The following is a 21317-nucleotide window of genomic DNA, read 5'->3' on the forward strand; positions in this document are numbered from 1 at the left end:
GCCCGGCATCCGGTGCACCGCCGCCAGGAGCCCCCACGTCCGTGAGGGCACCGCAGACCGGAGAAGCAGATGGCTACCACCACACCAGACACCCAGAGGAGCCGGGGCGCGAAGAGCGCCACCCGCCCCGGTGACCGCGTCTTCAGCGGCCTGTCCCGGGGATCCGGCATCACCCTCCTCGTCATCATGGCCGCGATAGCGGTCTTCCTCAGCTACCGCGCCGCCCTCGCCGTCTCGAAGGACAGCACCAACTTCTTCACCACCTTCGAGTGGAACCCGGCGAGCACCCCGCCGGTCTTCGGCATCGCCGTCCTCGCCTTCGGCACGATCGTCTCCTCGGTCGTCGCGATGGCCCTCGCCGTACCGGTCGCGATCGGCATCGCCCTCTTCATCTCGCACTACGCCCCGCGCAAGCTGGCCAAGCCGCTCGCGTACGTGGTCGACCTGCTTGCCGCCGTCCCCAGCATCATCTACGGCCTCTGGGGCGCGATCTTCCTCGTCCCGTACCTGGACGGCCTCAACAAGTGGCTCGACCAGTACCTCGGCTGGACGTACGTCTTCGACAAGTCGCAGGACGGCGTCGCCCGCAACCTCTTCACCGTGGGCATCCTCCTGGCGATCATGATCCTTCCGATCATCACCAACGTCACCCGCGAGGTCTTCCTCCAGGCCCCGAAGATGCACGAGGAAGCCGCCCTCGCCCTCGGCGCCACGCGCTGGGAGGTCATCCGCATGTCGGTGCTGCCCTTCGGCCGCTCCGGCATCATCTCCGCCTCCATGCTGGGCCTCGGCCGCGCGCTCGGCGAGACCATGGCCGTCGCCGTGGTCCTCTCCCCCAGCTTCCTGATCTCGGGTCACCTCCTCGACCCGGGCGGCGGCACCTTCGCGCAGAACATCGCCGCCAAGTTCAACGAGGCCAACGAGTTCGGCCGGGACGCCCTCATCGCCTCCGGTCTCGTCCTCTTCGTCATCACCCTGCTGGTCAACGGCGCCGCCCGCTGGATCATCGGCCGCCGCAAGGAGTACTCGGGGGCAGCGGCATGAGCCACGCCATACAGGAACGCCCGGTCACGACCACCCCGGTCACCGGTTCCCTCTCCCAGGCCCAGCTCCCCCGCTGGACCCCGGCCGCCATCGCCGCCGGATCGATCGCCGCGGCGGTCGGCCTCGGCCTCGGCGCCGGCTGGCACAGCAAGGTCCAGTGGGGCCTGATCGCCGCCCTCCTGTTCGTCCTCGTCACCTACGCGCTGACCAGCAAGGTCGAGGGCCGTCGCCAGGCCAAGGACCGCATCGCCACCAGCCTCGTCTGGGTCTGCTTCGTCCTCGCCGTCATCCCGCTGCTCTCCCTCGCCTGGGTCACGATCAGCAAGGGCGCCGCCGTCCTCGACTTCTACTTCCTGACCCACTCGATGAACGGCGTCCTCGACGCCGAAGCCGGCGGCGGTGTCTACCACGCCCTGCTCGGCACCATCGAACAGGTCGGCATCGCGACCCTGATCGCCGCCCCGATCGGCCTGCTCACCGCCGTCTACCTCGTCGAATACGGCGGCGGGAAGCTCGCCCAGGCCGTCACCTTCTTCGTCGACGTCATGACGGGCATCCCGTCGATCGTCGCCGGCCTGTTCGTCCTCTCCACCTGGACCCTGATGCTGGGCTTCGGCCCCTCGGGCTTCGCCGGTGCGCTGGCCCTCGCCATCCTGATGATGCCGGTCGTGGTCCGCTCCACCGAGGAGATGCTCAAGCTCGTCCCGAACGAGCTGCGCGAGGCCTCCCTCGCCCTCGGCATCCCCAAGTGGCGCACCATCCTGAAGGTGGTCCTGCCCACCGCGATCGGCGGCATCACCACGGGCGTCATGCTCGCGGTCGCCCGTATCACCGGCGAGACGGCCCCGGTCCTGCTCCTGGTGTTCGGCACCCGGCTCATCAACCCGAACCCCTTCGAAGGCGCCCAGTCCTCCCTGCCGCTCTACGTGTACGAGCAGTACGCGGTCGGCACCGACGCCGCCGTGGCCCGCGCCTGGGCCGCCGCGCTCGTCCTGATCGCCTTCGTCATGATCCTCAACCTGGTGGCCCGCGGCATCGCCCGCTGGAAGGCCCCCAAGACCGGCCGCTGACCAGCGACCACCTCTGGAAGTGAATTGATATGGCCAAGCGAATCGACGTCAGCGGCCTCTCCGCGTACTACGGCGCCCACAAGGCGATCGACGACATCTCCATGACCGTCGAGCCCCGCTCCGTGACCGCCTTCATCGGCCCCTCCGGCTGCGGCAAGTCCACCTTCCTGCGCACCCTGAACCGTATGCACGAGGTCACCCCCGGCGGCCGGGTCGAGGGCAAGGTGCTCCTCGACGACGAGAACCTGTACGGCAGCAACGTCGACCCCGTCGCCGTCCGCCGCACGGTCGGCATGGTCTTCCAGCGCCCCAACCCCTTCCCCACCATGTCGATCTTCGACAACGTGGCGGCCGGTCTGCGGCTCAACGGCAAGTACAAGAAGGCCGAGCTGAACGACGTCGTCGAGAAGTCCCTCAAGGGCGCCAACCTCTGGAACGAGGTCAAGGACCGCCTCAACAAGCCGGGCTCCGGCCTCTCCGGCGGCCAGCAGCAGCGCCTGTGCATCGCCCGCGCCATCGCGGTCGAGCCCGAGGTCCTGCTGATGGACGAGCCCTGCTCGGCCCTCGACCCGATCTCCACGCTCGCCGTCGAGGACCTGATCAGCGAGCTGAAGGAACGCTTCACCATCGTCATCGTGACGCACAACATGCAGCAGGCGGCCCGTGTCTCCGACCGCACCGCCTTCTTCAACCTGGCGGCCGTCGGCCAGCCCGGCAAGCTGATCGAGCTGGACGACACCGAGCGCATCTTCTCCAACCCGAGCGTCCAGGCGACCGAGGACTACATCTCCGGCCGCTTCGGATAAAGACCGTCTGCGGTGCTGCATGGCGGTGCCACCGTATGACGAAGGGCCCGGCTCCCCCGAGGGGAGCCGGGCCCGACCACATCGTCACGACCATCGACTCTCAGCCATCAGACCATCGGGCGTCAGACCGCCAGACCGCCAGACCATCGAGCCGTCAGAGCGTCAGCCGAAGAACAGTTGCACCACGTAATAGCTGAGTGCCGCCACGATCGCCGCCGCCGGCATGGTGATGAACCAGCCGAGAATGATGTTCTTGGCGACGCCCCACCGCACGGCGTTGACCCGCTTGGTGGCGCCCACGCCCATGATCGCGGACGTGATCACATGCGTCGTCGAGATCGGCGCGTGGAAGAGGAACGCGGAACCGAACATGATCGACGCACCGGTCGTCTCCGCCGCGAAGCCCTGCGGCGGGTCCAGCTCGATGATCTTCCGGCCGAGCGTCCGCATGATCCGCCAGCCACCCGCGTACGTACCGAGCGAGAGCATCAGGGCGCAGGAGATCTTCACCCACACCGGAATGTCGTCCCCGGCACCCTGCACATCGGCGATGACCAGCGCCATCACGACGATGCCCATCGTCTTCTGCGCGTCCTGGAGACCGTGACCGAGCGCCATGCCCGCCGCCGACACCGTCTGCGCGATCCGGAAACCGCGCTTGGCCTTGTGCGGATTGGACTTGCGGAACATCCACATGATCAGGCACATCACCAGATAACCGGCCACCAGGCCGATCACCGGGGAGACGAACATCGGGATGACGACCTTGTCGAGCACCCCGCTCCAGATGACCTCGGTCCCTCCGGCGAGCGCCGCGCCCACCATGCCGCCGAAGAGGGCGTGCGAGGACGAGGACGGAAGACCGAAGTACCAGGTGACCAGGTTCCAGATGATCGCGCCGACGAGAGCGGCGAAGAGGATGCCCATCCCCTTGTCGCCGTGCGGGGTGGCGATCAGCCCCTCGCTGACCGTCTTGGCGACGCCGCTGCCCAGAAAGGCACCGGCCAGGTTCATCGCCGCGGCCATCGCGAGCGCCGCCCGGGGGGTCAGCGCACGCGTCGACACCGAGGTGGCGATGGCGTTGGCGGAGTCGTGAAAGCCGTTCGTATACGTGAAGCCGAGCGCGACACCGATGGTCACGATCAGGGCGAAGGTGTCCACGAAGCTCAGGACTCCTTGACCGCGATGGTCTCCACCGTGTTCGCCACGTGCTCGAAGGCGTCGGCCGCCTCTTCCAGCACATCGACGATCTGCTTGAGCTTCAGCACCTCGATGGCGTCGTACTTGCCGTTGAAGAGATGGGCGAGCAGCTTGCGGTGGATCTGGTCCGCCTGGTTCTCCAGCCGGTTGACCTCGATCCAGTACTCGGTGAGATTGGCCATCGTCCGCAGGTTCGGCATCGCCTCTGCGGTCAGCTCCGCCGCCCGCGCGAGGACCTCGATCTGCTGCTCGACGCCCTTCGGAAGCTCCTCGACGTTGTAGAGGACGACCAGGTCGACGGCCTCCTCCATGAAGTCCATGATGTCGTCGAGGGAGGACGCGAGGGTGTAGATGTCCTCACGGTCGAACGGAGTGATGAACGAAGAGTTCAGCTGGTGGAAGATGGCATGGGTCGCGTCGTCGCCTGCGTGCTCCGCTGCCCGCATCCGCTCCGCGATCTCGGCTCGAGCGGAAGGATCCGCTCCGAGCAGTTCCATCAGGAGTTTCGAGCCCGTGACGATGTTGTCCGCGGACGCGGCGAACATGTCGTAGAAGCTCGTCTCCCTGGGGGTCAGACGAAATCGCACGTGAGGTCCTCGGGGTGCTGGGTTTCGGTCAGGCTGATGCTAGGCGCATCATCCGGCCACGGCTAACCGGCGTCTCTCAGTGTCGCCCATCAGGCACAGTGAAGTGCAGCGGGCCCCCGCACGGATCGGCGGGGATCGGTACCATATACCCACGAGGGGTATACACCCTTTAACGGACAACGGAGGACGCGATGACGACCACCGAGGCGGACCAGGTAACCCCCGAGGCCGTCGGGGCCGTCGAACCGGCCGGCCACGAGCAGGGCGTGCACGGCTACCACCACCAGAAGGACGAGCACCTCAAGCGGCTCCGCCGCATCGAGGGCCAGATCCGCGGCCTCCAGCGCATGGTCGACGAGGACGTCTACTGCATCGACATACTCACGCAGGTCTCGGCCTCGACGAAGGCGCTCCAGTCCTTCGCCCTCCAGCTCCTCGAAGAGCACCTCCGGCACTGCGTCGCCGACGCGGCCGCCAAGGGCGGCGAAGGCATCGACGCCAAGGTCGAGGAAGCCACCAAGGCCATCGGCCGCATGCTGCGCACCTGAACCGCGCACACCCCCGGCCGGCGGAAGCGGGGCCGTACCGTCAGCGGGTTTCGTCCCGTGAGCGGGGGCCGTGCCGTCAGCGGTCCTCCACGGCCCGCTCCGCCGCCACCCGCAGCACCTCGTCGATCCGGTCGTCGCTGAGCCGCTCCCCGTCCGCCGCCGAAGCCGCGATGATCAGCTCGCCGCACAGCTCGATCTCGGCGAGGGCGACGCAGTCGGGGTCTACGGGCACGATTGCTGTACCGGGCGGGGCCACGCGCATCCACCTCTTCCTGCCGGCGTCGTCTCCCAGCCCTCCCAGGGTAGGGACACGGCCCCCGTACGCGCATGACACGTCTGGACCATTTTGCCGATGGCCCCGACGGCATCCCCGCAGGTCAGGACTCGATCTTCCCCGCGTAGATATCCCGGTGATCCGGCAGCCGCACCTCGACGGGCACCCCGAAGCCGTACAGCAGGGTCGTCGACGCGACCGCGACCGTCCGCCCCTGATTGCTGAAACTGAACTGATGGCGGACCTTCCGCAGCCGCCCCTCGCCGTCGAGATACGCGTCGAACGGCACCGCGTCCTCCGTGAACCCCTTCGCCGCCGCCGTCAGCGCCCCCCGCAGATACGGCGAGGCGCTCCCCGCCGCGCGGGCGATGTCCGCGACCCCCCGGTAGTGGCTGACTTTCACCCCTGCGAGATCGACCTCGCCGAGATACGCGACCTCCCGCACCCCCCGCAGCAGCTCGGCCGCGGCGGCGGGATCGGTGGCCCCGCCGGTGACCAGGTTCCCGTCGTCGAGGGTGGTGGTGTCGACCCGGACCCACTTGTCGGCGGGCACCCCCGCCCCCCGGTTCTTCATGTAGAGCGCGCCGGGGGTGAGGAGTTCGGTGATCGGCCGGTGCGCGTCCGTCCCCGCCGGGTCCTTCGGCAGCACCACCCGCAGCCGGCCGCTACGGCGCCGGAAGTCGTAGCCGCCCTCGCCCCTGATGGTCACCCGGGTGCCGCCCGAGGCCATCTCCATCGACGTACTGGCCTTCGCGGAACCGGCCCGGGTGAGCACCTCGGCCGCACCGCGGACCGCGAGCGCGGGATCGACCGGCCGCCTCGGGGCCTCGGGGGCGGCGCACCCGGCGACCACCCCGGCCCCGACCAGGGAGCCGACCAGTACGGCGGTGACGGCGAGCGCCCCGCTCCCCCGACCGTGCGGACGCCCGTACCGCTGCACCACCATGGTCTGCCAACCCCCAACGCCTCACCGCTGCTTGCCGGGCCCGCCCCTTCCCCGGAGCCCGCGGGTCCGGGGACACCTGATCCCATAACGACGGTCCCGGCGTACCGTCACGCGCAGTACGGTGGTGGGGTGCACGAGCCTGCCTCTTCCCACACCATCACGATCACGGAGCGCGGCTCGTTCGCGCTGGCACGCTGCGGCTGCGGCTGGACCGGCCCGGCCAGACGCTCCCGGGACCGCACCCGTACGGACGCGGCGGACCACCTGAAGGCGACGGCGACGACCCTTACGGGAGCGGCGGCGGAACCCGTTACGGAACCGGCGACGGCGGCAGCGAGCCCCGAGGCACCCTAGGGGAGCCCTGACGGCCCCCGTAAGGGCCCTGGAGACACCCCGCCCCTTTCCCCCCGACTCGGCCTCGCCGGCGTCTCCGCTCAGGCCGCCAGGTCGTTGCGGCGGGTCTCCTCCGTAGGGCCGCCCGACAGCCTCGGCTCGGGCAGGCCGACGGTCTCCGCTCGCCGGGGGCCCGCCGCCCCGCGGGACCGGACCAGCCAGGCACCCCGCCCCGAGCGGGCCACGGCGGAGAGCAGCGGGGTGAGCACCCCGAGGGCGAGCGGGGCGAGCAGCAGCGCCACCGCCGTACCGAGGGCGAAACCGCCGATCACATCCGTCGGATAGTGCACGCCCATGTAGACCCGTGCGAAGCCCTCGGCGAGGGCGAGACCGATGGCGGCGAGACCGAAGCCCCGGTGGGCGATGAAGAGACCGACCGCCAGGGCCATCGCCAGGGTCGCGTGATCGCTGACGAACGAGAAGTCGGTCTTCCCCCCGACCAGGACTTCGAGCCCCTGATGGTCCCGGAAGGGACGGGGGCGCTCGACGAAGCCCCGGATGGGGACGTTGACCAGCAGCGCGATCCCGGCGGCGAGCGGCGCCCAGACCAGACCGGCGACGGCGGAGACGGAGTCGGTGAGGGTGCCCCGTCTGCGGACGGTCCACCAGCACCACAGCACGACGAGCGTGAGGAGCAGCGGAATGCCGTACTCGCCGACGAACCCCACGGCCCGGTCGAACCACGGCGGAGCCGCCTTGGCCAGCCCGTTGATGTCGTAGAGCAGCCCGACATCGGGGTTCGAACCGTCCGATGCGCGTACAGCCATCTGCCGCGAACCCCTTGCTCTCGTGTCTCGTCCCACCCCCGTGGTCAGAGCGGTCGGATCAGGAAACGAGTCGCCCGAGGCGCACGTTCCGCTCTCTCCGGTGGATCATCACGACGTTACCGAAGAGAGACGGTGCCCCGCAGCAGGGCCCCTGGACACGAGGGACGGTTCCGGCCACGTCCGACACGATCCGACGGGCCGTCTCCTTCCCTCAGGCGCCCGGGAGATGAATCCGGACAACCCGGGAAACGAGGTCAGACGCCCGGGAGATGGGTCGGAAGCGCCGCCGCGCCCTCCGCCGTGACCCGGGTCGCACCGAAGTAGTCCGCGGTGTCGACCCGGTCGAAACGGATCACCGACCCGGTACGCGGAGCGTCGATCATGAACCCGCCGCCCACATAAATGCCGACATGCCGGATGGCACGCGAGTCGGCGAGGTCGTCGGAGAAGAAGACCAGGTCCCCCGGGAGGAGTTCCTCGCGCGAGGGATGCGGACCGGCGTTGTACTGGTCGTTGGCCACCCGCGGCAGCTTGATCCCCACCTCTTCGTACGCCGCCTGCGTCAGCCCCGAACAGTCGAACCGGCCGTCCTGCTCGGCCGTTCCCGTACCGCCCCACAGATACGGCGTACCGAGCTTGCGCTGCGCCCAGTCGATCGCGGTCGCCGCCTGCCGCGACGGATCCACCCGCCCCACCGGACGGGCGAAGCTCTTGGCCAGGGACTGGATGACGCGCACGTAGTTCTGCGTCTCGCTGATCGGCGGCACCCCGCCGTGCCGGATCACCCGGTACGCGCCCGCGTTGTACGCCGCCAGCATGTTGCTCGCCGGATCACCGGGCACGTCCTTGACGTAACCGGCCAGTTGACAGTCGTACGTCGCCGCCGAGGGGATCGCGTCCGCCGGGTCCCAGATGTCCCGGTCGCCGTCCCCGTCCCCGTCCACCGCGTGCCCGGCCCAGGTGCTCGGGATGAACTGGGCGATGCCCCGGGCGTCGGCCGGGGAGACCGCCCTCGGGTTCCAGCCGCTCTCCTGGTACAGCTGCGCCGCGAGCAACGCCGGGTTGATGGCCGGGCAGAGGTTCCCCCACCGCTGGACCAGGGGCTGATAGGCCGCCGGCACCGCCCCCTTCGCCAGGGCCACCGTGCCGTTGGCCACACCGCCCGCGCCGCCCGCGATCCCGGCCGCCGCCGAGTACGTACCGACGACGAGCAGAGCGATGAAGCCGAGACAGACCCCGAAGGCCCCACCGGCCACCAGCCACGCCTTGCCGGCCCTACGCACCGTCAACCACCCCTCGGCCCATGCCAGTACGCCCCGGGGACACAGTCTAGGCCGTGAGGGGCCCCTGCGGGCCGTTTGCGCGGCCTCCGTTCCCCCCGGTCCCGACGCCGCCCCAAGAGTGCAACAACGACAATCATTGCCCGGAGTCACCCTCCGTGATACATAGAGTGACCATACGCTTCCTCGCATGGAAACCGGCCACACCACCGCAGGTCAAGACGGTCAAGTCGGACAGACGCGCGGGGATCGGGTAAAGAGAGCCGTCAAGCCGTCACACGCGAGCGGTTTCATCAGCGAAGATAGGGCGACGACCCATGCCGTCCGGCAGGGGTGAGACAACTACCCCACAGGGGCGGTGAGTTACATGTACCTGGCGGCTGAAAAGGGCGACATCACCACCATCATCGGTGGAATCGCCCCCAACTGGGGACCTTTCGGAAGCCTGGGCAACGAAGCCAAGGTGATGATCGAGGTCGTGATGGCCGTGGCCATCCTGCTCTGCCTCGGCATCGCCATCTGGGGAGCGGCCAAACAGCGCATCGGCGCGACCGCTCTCCGCGACACGTTCAGCGCGGAACAGGGCAAGGGCCTGATCGTCGCCGGCCTGACCGGAGTCTTCATCATCGGCTCCCTGGGAACGCTTTTCACCATCGTGTACGGAATGGCCGTCTGATACCCGTCGGACACCGCCCTCCCGAGAATGCGTTCCCTGATGCCCAGTCATGTTGCAGCACTGCCCGTACCGCGAACCAGTGAGGGGGCGCACCCGGCATGAGTCCCGGTGACGAGCACGACAGCTTCGGCGGCGTGGGCGGCTCGGGCCAGACCCGGACCCGCCTGCCCGAGGGCAACAGCGGCGTCTACGGCGGCGCCCGCCGCCCCGTCCGCGGTTCCCGCTCCCTCCTCACCGTCGTGGGCGTGGTGGTCCTCCTCGTGGCCGCCATCGCCTTCGCCAACCGCGGCGGAGGCGAGCGCACCGACACGACGGGCCCCGCCGGGACCGCGAAGTCCCGCACCGCCCCCACCGCCCCCACCGGCGTCCGCCCCGTCCCCGCCGAAAACGGCCGAATCCCCACCGGCCACCCCCACACCCCCCAAGGCGCCCAGAGCGCGGCGACGAACTACGCGGTGGCGCTGGGGTCGGCGGAGATGTTCCAGGACGGCCCCCGGGCGGACATCGTGCGCGCCACCCACGACCCCGCCGTCGCCGAGTCCCTGCTGAAGCGGCTCGACGACTCCTACACCGGTGACTTCCTCGCCGCCATCGGACTCGACGCCAACGGCAACGCGCCGTCCGGCCTCACCTTCGTCTCCCGCACCATCCCGGTCGGAGCCAAGGTCCGTGACTACACCGACACTTCCGCGACGGTCGAGGTCTGGTGCACCGGACTGGTCGGCCTGGCGGGCGCCGGTTCGACCAAGCCCGTCACGTCCACCTGGTTCACGCTCACGCAGAAACTCACCTGGGTCGGGGGCGACTGGCGCGTCAGCTCGTCCAGCCAGACCGAGGGCCCCACCCCGGTCAGCGGGGACAACAGGGCGTCCGTCGCCGACGAGATCGCCGAAGCCGTCGAGGGATACGGAGGCTTCACCTATGCCCGTTAACCGCAGCCTCGCGGGCCGTGCCACGGCCACGCTCACCGCCGCGTTCCTCGCCGCGCCCTTCCTTTTCTCCTCGTACGCCCAGGCGGCGCCCAGCCCGACCCCGCCGGGAACCACACCGTCCCCGACTCCCACCAACAGCGACTGCAGCCTCATCGTGGGACAGGCGAGGGACCTGTGCGAGCGTGGCAGGCCCGGCGGAGCCGACAAGGCACCCCTCACCGACCCCAGCGCCACCCTCGACCCCCTCTCCTCCCTCGCCCGCGGCTGCGCGGACGCCGCCGTAGCCACCATCGACTACCTCTCCAAAGCCGTAAAAGAAACCGCCGACGTAGACTTCACCAACCTTCAGTTCCTCGGCCGCTACGCCATCGTCTTCGCCGCCGCCACCTTCCTCACCCTCCTCATCTGGCTGCTCGCCGTAGCCAAGCGCGCCATCCGCGGCGTCCCCCTCGCCACCGCGCTCTCCGAGGCCATCGGGTTCCTCTGGCTGACGGTCCTCGCCTCCGCCTTCACCCCGCTGATCCTCTACACCGTGGTGAACGCAACCGACGCCATCACCGAGGTCATCGCCTCCGGCACCGGCCAGCAGACCGACGTCTTCTTCGGCAGCTTCAAGGAAGCCCTCCAGAAGGGGGACAGCATCGGCGGCGGCCCCATCATGCTGATCATCGTCTCCCTGGTGACCGTCCTCGCCGCAGGCGTCCTCTACCTCGAACTCTTCCTCCGCGCCGTCCTGCTGTACGTCGGCGCCCTCCTCGGCGTCGTCGTCTACTCGGGTCTCGTCGACAAGAACATGTGGGGCCACGTCCGCCGCTGGGCCGGCATCATGATCGCCGTCATCCTGGTCAAGCCGATCATCGTCATCGTGCTCGGTCTCGCCGGCGCGCTCGCCTCCGGCACCGGCCCCGACTCGTTCTCCGCCGTCGTCTCCGGCCTCGCGATCATCCTCCTCGCGATCTTCTCCTCCGCGATGATCTACCGCTTCGTCCCCGGCTTCGGCGACGAGATCGCCGCCTCCCGCAACAACCGCCTGCACCGCGCCGGCGAGAACACCGCGGCAGCCGTCATCTCCTCCCCCGCCTCCCTCGTCTCCCAGGGCATCAAGACCCACAGCTCCCGAGGCGACGGCGGCGGCGGAGCCTCCCAGCCGCCCCGCCCCGCCAACCCGGTCTCCGGCGGCATGGCCGCCCACAGCAGCCGCGGCGGAGGCACCGGAGGCGGTACGAGCGCCACACCCCCGCCCCGTAGCAGCAGCCCCACCACGAACACCCCGCACAGCAACCGCAAGAACTCTGGAGGTGGAGGGCGTTGACGACCCAGTCCCAACCGGTCGCGCCCCGCCGCACGTACCTCGTCGGCCGCGCCCGGCCGAACGCGATCGTCGGCAAGAACCGCGAGACCGGCGAGATCGCCCTGATCATCGTCGGCGCCTTCCTCGGCATGATGAGCGGACTCCTCGTCCCCCTCCTCCCCCTGCGGATCGCGCTTCTCGCGGGCCTCCCCATGCTCGCCATCGCCGCCGTGTACCTCCCGTACCGGCACCGCACGTTCTACAAGTGGTTCGAGATCAACCGCAGCTACAAGCGCATGCTCAAACGCGGCACCGCCTACCGCTCCACCACCGTCGAAGCCGGCACCCGCGCCGACGGACGCGAGGTCGAGATCGGCCCCCCGCCCGGCATCGGCCGCATCGGCTGGCTCGCCGCCCCCTTCGGCCCCGACGAGATCGCCGTCCTCCTGCACGCCGACCGCCGCACCGTCACCGCCGCCATCGAGATCGAGGGCCCCGGCGTCGGACTGCGCGACAGCGAGGACCAGGAAGCCCTCGTCGACCGCTTCGGCACCCTCCTCAAGCACGTCGCCAACGGCGACGGCTTCGTCACCCGCCTCCAGATGCTCGCCCGCACCCTCCCCGCCGACCCCGACGCCCACGCCAAGGACGTCGGCCAGCGCGGCGACCCGGGCGCCCCCGCCTGGCTCCAGGAGTCCTACGACCAGCTCCAGTCCATGGTCTCCACCTCCAGCGAGCAGCACCGCGCCTATCTCGTCGCCTGCATGCACTACACCCGCGAACTCGCCGCCGAGGCCAACGCCATGGCCCGCGCCGCCCGGCACGCCTCCGGCGCCCGCAAGCTCGACCGCGACGGCGGACTCGCCGTCGTCATGGCCCGCGAACTCACCGACATCTGCGCCCGCCTCGCCGAGGCCGACATCCGCGTCCGCCAGCCCCTCGGCCAGTCCCGCCTCGCCTCCCTCGTGCACTCCATGTACGACCCCGACCACCCCATCGACCACATCCAGGCCATGACCAAGCGCAACGCCTGGCCCGCCGAACTCGACGCGATGGAACCCACCTACCTCCAGGCCAAGACCCGCGAGTCCTCCACCCGCGCCCCCTGGTGCCACGCCACCGCCTGGGTCAAGGAGTGGCCGATGACCCCCGTCGGCGTCAACTTCCTCGCCCCGCTCCTCGTCCACACCCCCGACGTCATCCGCACGGTCGCCGTCACCATGGACCTGGAGCCCACCGAGGTCGCCATCGAGCGGATGCTCACCGAGAAGACCAACGACGAGGCCGACGCCAGCCGCGCCGCCAAGATGAACCGCACGGTCGACCCCCGCGACATCGCCGCCCACGGCCGACTCGACCAGCGGGGTGAAGATCTCGCCAGCGGCGCTGCCGGAGTCAACCTCGTCGGGTACATCACGGTGTCGTCGCGTTCACCCGAAGCCCTCGCCCGGGACAAGCGCACGATCAGGGCCTCCGCCGGCAAGTCCTACCTCAAGCTGGAGTGGTGCGACCGCGAGCACCACCGGGCCTTTGTGAACACCCTGCCGTTCGCGACCGGTATCCGCCGCTAGGACCTGTGCTCCGGGGCAGGCCAGACGCCGTGAGCCCGGCATGATCCGAGAGACAGGCCCCAGGGGCCGAAGGGACTCCGACCGATGCGTGATCCGCTGTCCGTCCTCACCGAGGCCTTCACCGGCTTCCTCTTCGGCAAGGTGGAGACGACCCGCCTGCCCGTGCGCACCTCCACCGGGCAGGCCCAGGCCGTCTATCTGCCGACCGCCGCCCCCGGTCTCGGCGACTCCGGCGTCATCATCGGCCGCGAGGTCTACAGCGGCAAGGGCTACATCTACGACCCCTTCCAGCTGTACGGCCAGCAGCTCCCCGCCCCCCACTGGCTGGTCCTCGGCGAGTCCGGCAACGGCAAGTCCGCCCTCGAGAAGACGTACGTCCTGCGCCAGCTCCGCTTCCGCGACCGGCAGGTCGTCGTCCTCGACGCCCAGGGCGAGGACGGCGTCGGCGAGTGGAACCTCATCGCCCAGGAGCTGGGGATAACCCCCATCCGACTGGACCCGATGGTCGCCAACGACTCCGGCATCCGCCTCAACCCGCTCGACCCGTCGATCACCACCACCGGCCAGCTCGCCCTGCTCCGCACCATCATCGAGGTGGCGATGGGCCACGGCCTCGACGAACGCTCCGGCTTCGCCCTCAAGGTCGCCCACGCCCACGTCACCGAACACGCCGTCGACCGCCAGCCGATCCTCACCGACATCGTCGAACGCCTCCGCCACCCCGAGGCCGAATCGGCCGAGGCGATGAACGTCGACATAGACGATGTACGCGCCTGGGGCCTCGACGTCGCCCTCGTCCTGGACCGGCTCGTCGACGGCGACCTCAGAGGCATGTTCGACGGCCCCACCACCGTCGGCATCGACCTCGACGCCCCCCTGATCGTCTTCGACCTCTCCCACATCGACCGCAACTCCATCGCCATGCCGATCCTCATGGCGATCGTCGGCGTCTGGCTGGAACACACCTGGATCCGCCCCGACCGGAAGAAGCGCATCTTCCTCGTCGAGGAGGCCTGGCACATCATCAACAGCCCCTTCGTGGCCCAGCTGTTCCAGCGCCTGCTGAAGTTCGGCCGCCGCCTCGGCCTGAGCTTCGTCGCCGTCGTCCACCACCTCTCCGACGTCGTCGACGGCGCCGCCGCGAAGGAAGCCGCCGCCATCCTCAAGATGGCCTCCACCCGCACCGTCTACGCCCAGAAGGCCGACGAGGCACGCAATACCGGCCGGGTCCTCGGCCTGCCCCGCTGGGCCGTCGAGATCATCCCGACCCTCACCCCCGGCATCGCGGTCTGGGACGTCAACGGCAACGTCCAGGTGGTCAAACACCTCATCACCGAACGCGAACGCCCCCTCGTCTACACCGACCGCGCGATGACCGAGTCCTCGGCCACCGACGCGGAACTGGAGTGGGAGACCGAACAGCGCGCCCTCCTCATCGAACGGCAGATGAACGGCACGTCCCAGTCGACGGTGGCGTAGATGGAACCGGTACGGAAGGGAGGAGGCGTCTCCGACGGGCTGCTGCTCAGCCTGTTCGGCCTCCTCCTCGGACTCACCGTCCTCGTCTGGACGGCGACCGGTCTCGCCGGGCTCTTCTCCCACGGCGCCTGGCCGGACGGGCTCGGCTTCACCGGCACCCCCTCGGCCCTGCGCTCCCTGGCCACCGCCCCCACCGACCTCCCGGCGGCCTGGCCGACCACCCCACCCGAACAGCTCTCCGGATACGGCCTGTTCTGGGGCCTGCTGATCGGCGAGGCGATGATCCTCCTCGTCCTCGCCGTCTTCGCCCTGGGCACCCTGGCCCGCTGGCGAGCCGTCCGCGCCAGCCGCAAGCAGGGCGCGTACGCCCCCCACCCCACCAGGAACCCCGCCCGGACCCCGGCCCCCGAACCCGCCGATCCCCTACGGAAGTCCCCGAAGGCACCCCATGGCTCCCCCGAGGCCATCCTGGGACACCCCGTACGGGACCCCCGCCACCCCCTGGGCACCACCCCGCCCCCCGTACGGGAAACCCCGGAGCCAAGCCCCGACCACCCCACCCCCCTAGGGGCCACCCCGACACCGGCCCCGCACTCGGCACCGGCCCCGCACTCGACACCAGGCCCCACCCCGACACCGGAAGCGACACCGACACCGCCCCCGACACCGGCACCCACACCCTCGCTCCCGATCCCGCTCCCCTCCCCAAGCCCCCCGGCCACCCCCGCCGCTCTCCCCGCCCGCACGCTCTACGGCCCCCCGGAAGCCCGCCACCCCGCCGCCGTCCAGGCGGTCCTGGACGCGGAAGGCGCGGCCCTGGTCGTCACCTCCGACCCCGCTCTCTGGTCCACGACCAAGGACGCCCGCGCCAAGCTCGGCCCGGTCCTCGTCCACGATCCCGGCCACCTGTGCGACACCCCGGCCCGACTCCACTGGTCGCCCTCGGAGCACTGCGAGGACCCGGCCGTGGCCCAGCAGCGGGCCGTCGCCCTGCTCGCCCCCGTACGCCCGCACGCCCGCCTGGACGCGGCCACCGCCGAAACCGCGGAAACGCTCCTGCGCTGCTGGCTGCACGCCGCCGCCGTCGACGGACGCCCCTTCCGCCAGGTCCACCGCTGGGCCCAGGGCACGGGCGCCCACGAGCCGGTACGGATCCTCCGCAGCCACCCCAAGGCCGCCTCGGGCCACGCGGGACTCCTCGAAGCCGCCCTCACCGCCCACCCCGAAAGCCGCCGCCTCGCCCAGCAGCTGACGGCCCGCGCGCTCGCCGCGCTCTCCTCGGTCCACATCAGGAACGCCTACACGGCCCACCGGGCGGACTCGCTGTCCCTGACATCGTTCATCCCCGAGGGAGGCACCCTCTACGTGGTCGGGGAACCCATCGAGGATCCCCGCACCCGCCCCGGCGGAATGCCGCTCCTCACCGCCCTCGCCGCACACGTCGTCGAGCTGGGGCGCCGCATGGCCGCCCGCTCACCCGCCGGCCGGCTCGACCCGCCGCTGACACTCGTCCTCGACGACATCGCCGCCGTGGCCCCGCTCCCCCAGCTCCCCGAACTCCTCGCGTCCGGCCACGAACAGGGCCTCCCCACCCTGGCCCTGCTCCGCTCCCGCGAACAGGCCCGCGCCCGCTGGCCGGAAACCACCCTCAGCCACTGACCGCCCCGCCCCCGCCACCCCGCCGCATCTCGTACTCCACCTCCATCGCCGTGGTGTGCCCCGGCACCGGCACCCGCGCCCCCGAGGGAACGAACCCGAAACGCCGGTAGAAGGCGGCGGCCCGCCCGTTCTCCCCGTGCACGTACAACCGCACCCGCTCGACCCGCTCCGGGTGCGCCCAGGACCACTCAAGGGCCGTCCGGAACAGCTCGTCGATCACCCCCGAACCCCGCGCCTCGGGACGCACGTACACCCCCACGAGATGCGTCTGCGCGGTCTCCGGCGACGCCCCGAACGGCAGCTCCTGCCCCGCCAGTTCCAGCAGAACCGTCACCGCGCCGACCCAGCGCCCGTCGGACTCCTCGGCCACGAACTGCCGGATCTTCCCCTCGCCGCTCTCCGCCGCCCGCGCGGTGTTCTCCCGCCAGACGGAATCCGGCCGCTCGACCGCCGCCTCGTACGTGTCGAGGTACGCCAGGTGCGCCACCGGGTCCCGAAGCGCCGCGAGCCGCAGCTCACGCGCCTTCTCCCACTCGTCGGCACGGACGGCACGCACGGTTCGGACGGTACGGGAGGTTCGGGCGGTACGGCTCTCAGGATTCATGTCCGGAATCCTCACCCGCCCCGGCCCCGCCCACAAGGGAATTCCGCCCGCGCCCACCCCACCCCCGGGAACCCTCGCCCCCAGGGAACCCCCTGTTCACCCCTTCGCCGTCATACCCCGGTACGACACCCCACGCCCGGCCGCCGACCCCGGTCGGACGCCCGGCCCGCCCCCGCTCCGTAGCGTCGAAGACATGATCCGAGCAGAGCGACTCACCAAGCGGTACGGCTCCCGGACCGTCGTCCGGGACCTCTCCTTCACCGTCCGCCCCGGCACCGTCACCGGCTTCCTCGGCCCCAACGGCGCGGGCAAGTCCACCACCCTGCGCATGCTTCTCGGCCTCGACGCCCCCACCCACGGCACCGCCACCGTCAACGGCCGTCCCTACTCCGGCCATCCGGCCCCCCTCACCCAGGTCGGCGCCCTCCTCGAAGCCCGCTCCTGCCACCCGGGACGCACCGCCTTCCACCACCTCATGGCCCTCGCCCACACCCACGGCATCCCGCGCTCCCGCGTCGAGCACGTCCTCGGCGTCACCGGTCTCGCCGACGTCGCCGACCGCCGCGTCAAGGGCTTCTCCCTCGGCATGGGCCAGCGCCTCGGCATCGCCGCCGCCCTCCTCGGCGACCCCGCCACCGTCGTCCTCGACGAACCCGTCAACGGCCTCGACCCCGAGGGCGTCCGCTGGATCCGCACCCTCCTCACCTCCCTCGCCGCCGAAGGCCGTACGGTCCTCGTCTCCTCCCATCTGATGGCCGAAATGGCCCTCACCGCCGACCATCTGATCGTCATCGGCCGGGGCCGCCTCCTCGCCGACACCACCGTCGCCGACCTCGTACGCGACGCGGGCACCGCCTCCGTCCTCGTCGTCACGCCCGAGGCCGACCGCCTCCGCACCCTCCTGCCGCCCCCGGCCCACACCACCGCCGAAGGCCCCGAAACCCTCCGGATCACCGGCGTCGACGCCCCCTCCATCGGCCGTATCGCCGCCGCCCACGCCGTCGAACTCCACGCCCTGACCCCCGAAACCGCCTCCCTTGAGCAGGCGTTCATGGACCTCACCCACGACTCCGTCACCTACCAGGGAGCCCCGGCATGACCGCCACACCCGCCACCCCCACACCCGCACTCGCACCCGCCGTCCGGCTCACCCCCGCCCGTGTCCTGCGCGCCGAGTGGCACAAGCTGTGGACGCTCCGCTCCACCTGGATCACCCTCCTCTGCGCCACCGTCCTCGTCCTCGGCGTCGGCCTCCTCATGGGCACCACCTACACCTCCGACGGCGGCGACTCCGACGTCGACACCGTCGTCCTCACCCTCTACGGCTCCCAGCTCAGCGGCGTCTGCCTCGCCGTCCTCGGCATCCTCGTCACCGCGGGCGAGTACGCCACCGGCCTCGCCCGCGCCACCTTCACCGCCGTCCCCCGCCGCCTGCCGGTCCTGTGGGCGAAGGCCACCGCCCTCGGCGCCACCGTCCTCGTCCTCTCCCTCCTCACCAACACGCTCACGTTCCTCGCCGCCCAGCTCTTCCTCGACGACACCGACCAGGCCGCCTCCCTCGCCGACGACGGCGTCCTCACCGCCCTCCTCGGCAACGCCACCGGCCAGACCCTGCTCTCCCTGATCGCCCTCGGCCTCGGCGCCGCCCTCCGCTCGGTCCCCGGCGCGCTCGGCGCGTTCATCGGTGGCGTCCTCGTCCTCCCCCAGGTCGCCGGGATGATCCCGTACGAGGCCGTCGACACCGCCCTGCGGTACTTCCCCGCCCGGTCCGCCGCCGTCCTCGGCTCCGCGACCCCGCTCCCGGACGCCCCCGCAGCGGGAGCCGCCCTGCTGGCCCTCGCCCTGTGGGCGGTCGCCGCACTCGCGGTACCCGCGCTCTTGCTCCGCCGCCGGGACGTATGAGGATGATGGCCGGGTGACGACCCAGACCACGGCCCCCAGCCGGTACGCGGACCGGCTCATCACCCGGATACGGTCGGCCGACGCGGCCCGCCCCTGGCTCTGGGACGGCACCCTCACGTCCGTCCTGACCTGCGCCGCCCTGGTGGACGCCTCGGCCGGCTGGCGGACCGAGGCCCGCGACCCGACCCTTCCCCCGGTCCTGATCGTCACCCTCAGCCTCGCGCTCGCCCTTCCCCTCCTCGCCCGCCGCCGTCGGCCCACCACGGTCCTCGCCGTGATGGCCGTCCCGGCGCTCGTCAGCGAGGCCTCGGGCGCTTTCCTCCAGGCCGGTTTCCTCCAGCTGCTTCCTCTGTTCCAGATCGTCCTGAGCCGCCCGCCGCGCCGCCTCGCCTGGGCTTTCGGGCTCCTCGCGGTCCCTCTCGTGACGGGCGCGGTCCGTTTCGACGGCGCCCGCTGGGACCTTCATGTCCTCCCCATGCTGTGGGCGGCCGTCCTCGTCACCCTGGCCGGCATCACGGTCCGCTCCCGCCGCGACCGTACGGCGGGCCTCGTCGACCGGGCCCGCCGTCTGGAGGTGGAACGCGACCAGGAGGTACGTCTCGCGGCCGCCGCCGAACGGGCCCGTATCGCCCGGGAGATGCACGACATCATCGGCCACAACCTGGCGGTCATCACGGGCCTCGCGGACGGCGGCCGGTACGCGGCCGCCCGCAGTCCCGAGCGCGCCGCCCAGGCCCTGGACGCCATCGGTACGACGAGCCGCCAGGCCCTCGACGAACTCCGCCGCCTCCTGGACGTCCTCTCCACCCCCGACGACACGGACGACGACACCGCGGGGCCCACCCGTACCCCTCAGCCGACCCTGGCCGACCTCCCCGCCCTGCTGGAGGGCGTACGGAAGGCGGGCCTGCCGGTCACGGCTGAGCTGCCCGACCCGCTTCCCGCCCTGCCGCCGGGCGCCCAACTCACCGTCTACCGCGTGGTGCAGGAGTCCCTGACCAACACCCTGAAGCACGCGGGCCCCGGCGCGACGGCCACCGTCCTTCTCTCCCGCACCCCGGACGGGCTCCTGACCAGCGTCACCGATACGGGTACCCCGTCAGGGCTTCCCGGTCAGGGGCAGGGTCTCACCGGAATGCGCGAGCGCGCGGCCCTCTACGACGGCACACTCGACTCCGGCCCCCTGCCGGCCGGCACGGGCTGGCGGGTACGGCTCCACCTTCCCGCCGCCCCGGAGGATCCCCGCTCGTGACGACCGTCCTCATCGCCGACGACCAGCCGATGCAGCGCTTCGGTTTCCGCATGCTCCTGGAGAGCCAGGACGACCTGGCGGTCGTCGGCGAGGCCGCGAACGGCACCGAGGCCGTCCGCCAGGTCTCCGCCCTCCACCCTGACGTGGTCCTCATGGACGTCCGGATGCCGGGCCTCGACGGCATCGAGGCCACCCGCCGGATCATCGCTACGGGCGCCCGTACCCGCGTCCTCATCATCACGACCTTCGACCTGGACGAGTACGCGTACGACGGTCTCCGTGCCGGCGCGAGCGGCTTCCTGGTGAAGGACGCCCAGCCCGAGGAGCTGCTCGCGGGCATCCGCGCGGTCGCGGCGGGCGACGCGGTCGTGGCCCCGAGTCTCACCCGCCGCCTCCTGGACACCTACGTCCACCATCTCCCGACGTCACCGTCCGTCCCGGTCCCCGATCCCCGGGAGGACCCACGCCTGTCGTCTCTCACGGAACGCGAGCTGGAAGTCCTTACGGTCATCGGCCGGGGCTGGACGAACACGGAGATCTCCACCCGCCTCCACCTCGCGGAATCCACGGTGAAAACGCACGTGGGCCGAATCCTGGCGAAGACGAAGGCGAGGGACCGCGTCCAGGCGGTGATCCTGGCGTACGACACCCAGCTGGTGAAACCGGCCGACTGACGCGGTCTTAAAAGGTCCTTAAACGCAGGAAAGCCCCGCACCAGAAGGTGCGGGGCTTTCCCACAATGATTGTTCGGCGGCGTCCTACTCTCCCACAGGGTCCCCCCTGCAGTACCATCGGCGCTGAAAGGCTTAGCTTCCGGGTTCGGAATGTAACCGGGCGTTTCCCTAACGCTATGACCACCGAAACACTATGAAGATATGAACCGCCGCACCACCCACAACAAGGGGGGCGTGTTCGTTACTTCAGAACTAACACAGTGGACGCGAGCAACTGAGGACAAGCCCTCGGCCTATTAGTACCGGTCAGCTCCACCCATTACTGGGCTTCCACATCCGGCCTATCAACCCAGTCGTCTACT

At 70.7% G+C, this 21317-nt stretch carries 22 protein-coding genes and 2 rRNA genes; 15 read left to right on the forward strand and 9 right to left on the reverse strand.

Annotation, left to right across the window (positions count from 1 at the left end):
- Positions 1 to 69 precede the first annotated feature (69 nt).
- From pstC to pstB, 3 genes are read left to right on the forward strand one after another with little or no spacing between them, the layout of a single operon-like run.
- A complete protein-coding gene (gene pstC / locus BU197_RS29950; protein ID WP_188271457.1) occupies positions 70 to 1044 on the forward strand; it encodes a phosphate ABC transporter permease subunit PstC in 975 nt (324 codons plus the stop codon).
- Complete coding sequence (pstA, locus tag BU197_RS29955) at positions 1041 to 2114, forward strand: phosphate ABC transporter permease PstA (protein WP_188271458.1); 1074 nt, start codon at positions 1041 to 1043, stop codon at positions 2112 to 2114. Before pstC ends, pstA begins: the two co-directional genes overlap by 4 nt.
- 29 nt (positions 2115 to 2143) lie before the next feature.
- Positions 2144 to 2920, forward strand: a complete 777-nt coding sequence (pstB, locus tag BU197_RS29960; protein ID WP_188271459.1) for a phosphate ABC transporter ATP-binding protein PstB — start codon at positions 2144 to 2146, stop codon at positions 2918 to 2920.
- Positions 2921 to 3082: 162 nt separating this feature from the next.
- Here pstB and BU197_RS29965 read toward each other — a convergent pair whose 3' ends face one another.
- Together BU197_RS29965 and BU197_RS29970 are read right to left on the reverse strand one after the other, a co-directional pair.
- Positions 3083 to 4081 (reverse strand): inorganic phosphate transporter, encoded by a 999-nt coding sequence (locus tag BU197_RS29965; protein WP_188271460.1) that lies wholly within the window; start codon positions 4079 to 4081, stop codon positions 3083 to 3085.
- Positions 4082 to 4086: 5 nt separating this feature from the next.
- Positions 4087 to 4707: a DUF47 domain-containing protein gene (locus tag BU197_RS29970; RefSeq protein ID WP_188271461.1), complete on the reverse strand. Its 621-nt coding sequence runs from the start codon at positions 4705 to 4707 to the stop codon at positions 4087 to 4089.
- 191 nt (positions 4708 to 4898) lie between these two features.
- Between BU197_RS29970 and BU197_RS29975 the strand changes: the two genes are divergently transcribed.
- Positions 4899 to 5255, forward strand: a complete 357-nt coding sequence (locus tag BU197_RS29975; RefSeq protein WP_223183587.1) for a metal-sensitive transcriptional regulator — start codon at positions 4899 to 4901, stop codon at positions 5253 to 5255.
- A gap of 76 nt (positions 5256 to 5331) precedes the next feature.
- Here BU197_RS29975 and BU197_RS29980 read toward each other — a convergent pair whose 3' ends face one another.
- Complete coding sequence (locus tag BU197_RS29980; RefSeq protein WP_188271462.1) at positions 5332 to 5517, reverse strand: hypothetical protein; 186 nt, start codon at positions 5515 to 5517, stop codon at positions 5332 to 5334.
- 115 nt (positions 5518 to 5632) lie between these two features.
- A complete protein-coding gene (locus tag BU197_RS29985) occupies positions 5633 to 6475 on the reverse strand; it encodes a hypothetical protein (protein WP_188271463.1) in 843 nt (280 codons plus the stop codon).
- A 129-nt stretch (positions 6476 to 6604) separates the two neighbouring features.
- Between BU197_RS29985 and BU197_RS29990 the strand changes: the two genes are divergently transcribed.
- Positions 6605 to 6829, forward strand: a complete 225-nt coding sequence (locus BU197_RS29990) for a hypothetical protein (protein ID WP_188271503.1) — start codon at positions 6605 to 6607, stop codon at positions 6827 to 6829.
- Between the two features lie 80 nt (positions 6830 to 6909).
- Here BU197_RS29990 and BU197_RS29995 read toward each other — a convergent pair whose 3' ends face one another.
- Positions 6910 to 7635, reverse strand: coding sequence for a phosphatase PAP2 family protein (locus BU197_RS29995; protein WP_188271464.1), 726 nt, complete (start codon positions 7633 to 7635; stop codon positions 6910 to 6912).
- Positions 7636 to 7889: 254 nt separating this feature from the next.
- Positions 7890 to 8918, reverse strand: a complete 1029-nt coding sequence (locus BU197_RS30000) for an NlpC/P60 family protein (protein WP_411158557.1) — start codon at positions 8916 to 8918, stop codon at positions 7890 to 7892.
- 364 nt (positions 8919 to 9282) lie between these two features.
- Here BU197_RS30000 and BU197_RS30005 point away from each other — a divergent pair, with 364 nt between their 5' ends.
- The 6 genes from BU197_RS30005 (at position 9283) to BU197_RS30030 (ending at position 16523) form a co-directional block, all read left to right on the forward strand.
- The gene (locus tag BU197_RS30005) at positions 9283 to 9591 is read left to right on the forward strand and encodes a hypothetical protein (RefSeq protein WP_024757447.1); all 309 of its coding nucleotides are present in this window, start codon (positions 9283 to 9285) and stop codon (positions 9589 to 9591) included.
- Positions 9592 to 9689: 98 nt separating this feature from the next.
- The gene (locus BU197_RS30010) at positions 9690 to 10523 is read left to right on the forward strand and encodes a hypothetical protein (protein WP_188271465.1); all 834 of its coding nucleotides are present in this window, start codon (positions 9690 to 9692) and stop codon (positions 10521 to 10523) included.
- Positions 10513 to 11835 (forward strand): hypothetical protein, encoded by a 1323-nt coding sequence (locus BU197_RS30015; protein ID WP_188271466.1) that lies wholly within the window; start codon positions 10513 to 10515, stop codon positions 11833 to 11835. The genes BU197_RS30010 and BU197_RS30015 overlap by 11 nt, the downstream gene beginning before the upstream one ends.
- Positions 11832 to 13385, forward strand: coding sequence for an SCO6880 family protein (locus BU197_RS30020; protein WP_188271467.1), 1554 nt, complete (start codon positions 11832 to 11834; stop codon positions 13383 to 13385). Before BU197_RS30015 ends, BU197_RS30020 begins: the two co-directional genes overlap by 4 nt.
- Positions 13386 to 13469: 84 nt before the next feature.
- Entirely contained in the window at positions 13470 to 14864 is a 1395-nt protein-coding gene (locus BU197_RS30025) for an ATP-binding protein (protein WP_188271468.1), read from the forward strand.
- A complete protein-coding gene (locus tag BU197_RS30030) occupies positions 14865 to 16523 on the forward strand; it encodes a type IV secretory system conjugative DNA transfer family protein (RefSeq protein WP_188271469.1) in 1659 nt (552 codons plus the stop codon).
- Here BU197_RS30030 and BU197_RS30035 read toward each other — a convergent pair.
- Positions 16513 to 17127 (reverse strand): GNAT family N-acetyltransferase, encoded by a 615-nt coding sequence (locus BU197_RS30035; protein WP_188271470.1) that lies wholly within the window; start codon positions 17125 to 17127, stop codon positions 16513 to 16515. The two genes, BU197_RS30030 and BU197_RS30035, sit on opposite strands and share 11 nt — an antisense overlap.
- Positions 17128 to 17320: 193 nt before the next feature.
- On the opposite strand from BU197_RS30035, the gene BU197_RS30040 reads away from it, so the two are divergent.
- From BU197_RS30040 to BU197_RS30055, 4 genes are read left to right on the forward strand one after another with little or no spacing between them, the layout of a single operon-like run.
- A complete protein-coding gene (locus BU197_RS30040; protein ID WP_188271471.1) occupies positions 17321 to 18226 on the forward strand; it encodes an ATP-binding cassette domain-containing protein in 906 nt (301 codons plus the stop codon).
- Positions 18223 to 19029 (forward strand): ABC transporter permease, encoded by an 807-nt coding sequence (locus tag BU197_RS30045; protein WP_188271472.1) that lies wholly within the window; start codon positions 18223 to 18225, stop codon positions 19027 to 19029. The genes BU197_RS30040 and BU197_RS30045 overlap by 4 nt, the downstream gene beginning before the upstream one ends.
- Positions 19030 to 19042: 13 nt before the next feature.
- The gene (locus BU197_RS31405) at positions 19043 to 20281 is read left to right on the forward strand and encodes a sensor histidine kinase (RefSeq protein WP_188271473.1); all 1239 of its coding nucleotides are present in this window, start codon (positions 19043 to 19045) and stop codon (positions 20279 to 20281) included.
- Positions 20278 to 20955 (forward strand): response regulator transcription factor, encoded by a 678-nt coding sequence (locus tag BU197_RS30055; protein WP_188271474.1) that lies wholly within the window; start codon positions 20278 to 20280, stop codon positions 20953 to 20955. The genes BU197_RS31405 and BU197_RS30055 overlap by 4 nt, the downstream gene beginning before the upstream one ends.
- Before the next feature lie 71 nt (positions 20956 to 21026).
- On the opposite strand, the gene rrf is transcribed toward BU197_RS30055, so the two are convergent.
- Both rrf and BU197_RS30065 read right to left on the reverse strand, forming a co-directional pair.
- A 5S ribosomal RNA gene (gene rrf / locus BU197_RS30060) occupies positions 21027 to 21143 on the reverse strand.
- An 88-nt stretch (positions 21144 to 21231) separates the two neighbouring features.
- Positions 21232 to 21317, reverse strand: a 23S ribosomal RNA gene (locus BU197_RS30065); the annotation flags it as partial.

Origin of the sequence: Streptomyces sp. CBMA291 (assembly GCF_014596525.1) — a bacterium.
GTDB lineage: Bacteria > Actinomycetota > Actinomycetes > Streptomycetales > Streptomycetaceae > Streptomyces.

Excerpts from the sequence above, each read along its gene's own strand:
- pstC (WP_188271457.1), top strand. The coding sequence starts at position 70 with ATGGCTACCACCACACCAGACACCCAGAGGAGCCGGGGCGCGAAGAGC.
- pstA (WP_188271458.1), top strand. The coding sequence starts at position 1,041 with ATGAGCCACGCCATACAGGAACGCCCGGTCACGACCACCCCGGTCACC.
- pstB (WP_188271459.1), top strand. The coding sequence starts at position 2,144 with ATGGCCAAGCGAATCGACGTCAGCGGCCTCTCCGCGTACTACGGCGCC.
- BU197_RS29975 (WP_223183587.1), top strand. The coding sequence starts at position 4,899 with ATGACGACCACCGAGGCGGACCAGGTAACCCCCGAGGCCGTCGGGGCC.
- BU197_RS29980 (WP_188271462.1), bottom strand. The coding sequence starts at position 5,517 with ATGCGCGTGGCCCCGCCCGGTACAGCAATCGTGCCCGTAGACCCCGAC.
- BU197_RS29985 (WP_188271463.1), bottom strand. The coding sequence starts at position 6,475 with ATGGTGGTGCAGCGGTACGGGCGTCCGCACGGTCGGGGGAGCGGGGCG.
- BU197_RS29995 (WP_188271464.1), bottom strand. The coding sequence starts at position 7,635 with ATGGCTGTACGCGCATCGGACGGTTCGAACCCCGATGTCGGGCTGCTC.
- BU197_RS30005 (WP_024757447.1), top strand. The coding sequence starts at position 9,283 with ATGTACCTGGCGGCTGAAAAGGGCGACATCACCACCATCATCGGTGGA.
- BU197_RS30010 (WP_188271465.1), top strand. The coding sequence starts at position 9,690 with ATGAGTCCCGGTGACGAGCACGACAGCTTCGGCGGCGTGGGCGGCTCG.
- BU197_RS30015 (WP_188271466.1), top strand. The coding sequence starts at position 10,513 with ATGCCCGTTAACCGCAGCCTCGCGGGCCGTGCCACGGCCACGCTCACC.
- BU197_RS30025 (WP_188271468.1), top strand. The coding sequence starts at position 13,470 with ATGCGTGATCCGCTGTCCGTCCTCACCGAGGCCTTCACCGGCTTCCTC.
- BU197_RS30030 (WP_188271469.1), top strand. The coding sequence starts at position 14,865 with ATGGAACCGGTACGGAAGGGAGGAGGCGTCTCCGACGGGCTGCTGCTC.
- BU197_RS30035 (WP_188271470.1), bottom strand. The coding sequence starts at position 17,127 with ATGAATCCTGAGAGCCGTACCGCCCGAACCTCCCGTACCGTCCGAACC.
- BU197_RS30040 (WP_188271471.1), top strand. The coding sequence starts at position 17,321 with ATGATCCGAGCAGAGCGACTCACCAAGCGGTACGGCTCCCGGACCGTC.
- BU197_RS30045 (WP_188271472.1), top strand. The coding sequence starts at position 18,223 with ATGACCGCCACACCCGCCACCCCCACACCCGCACTCGCACCCGCCGTC.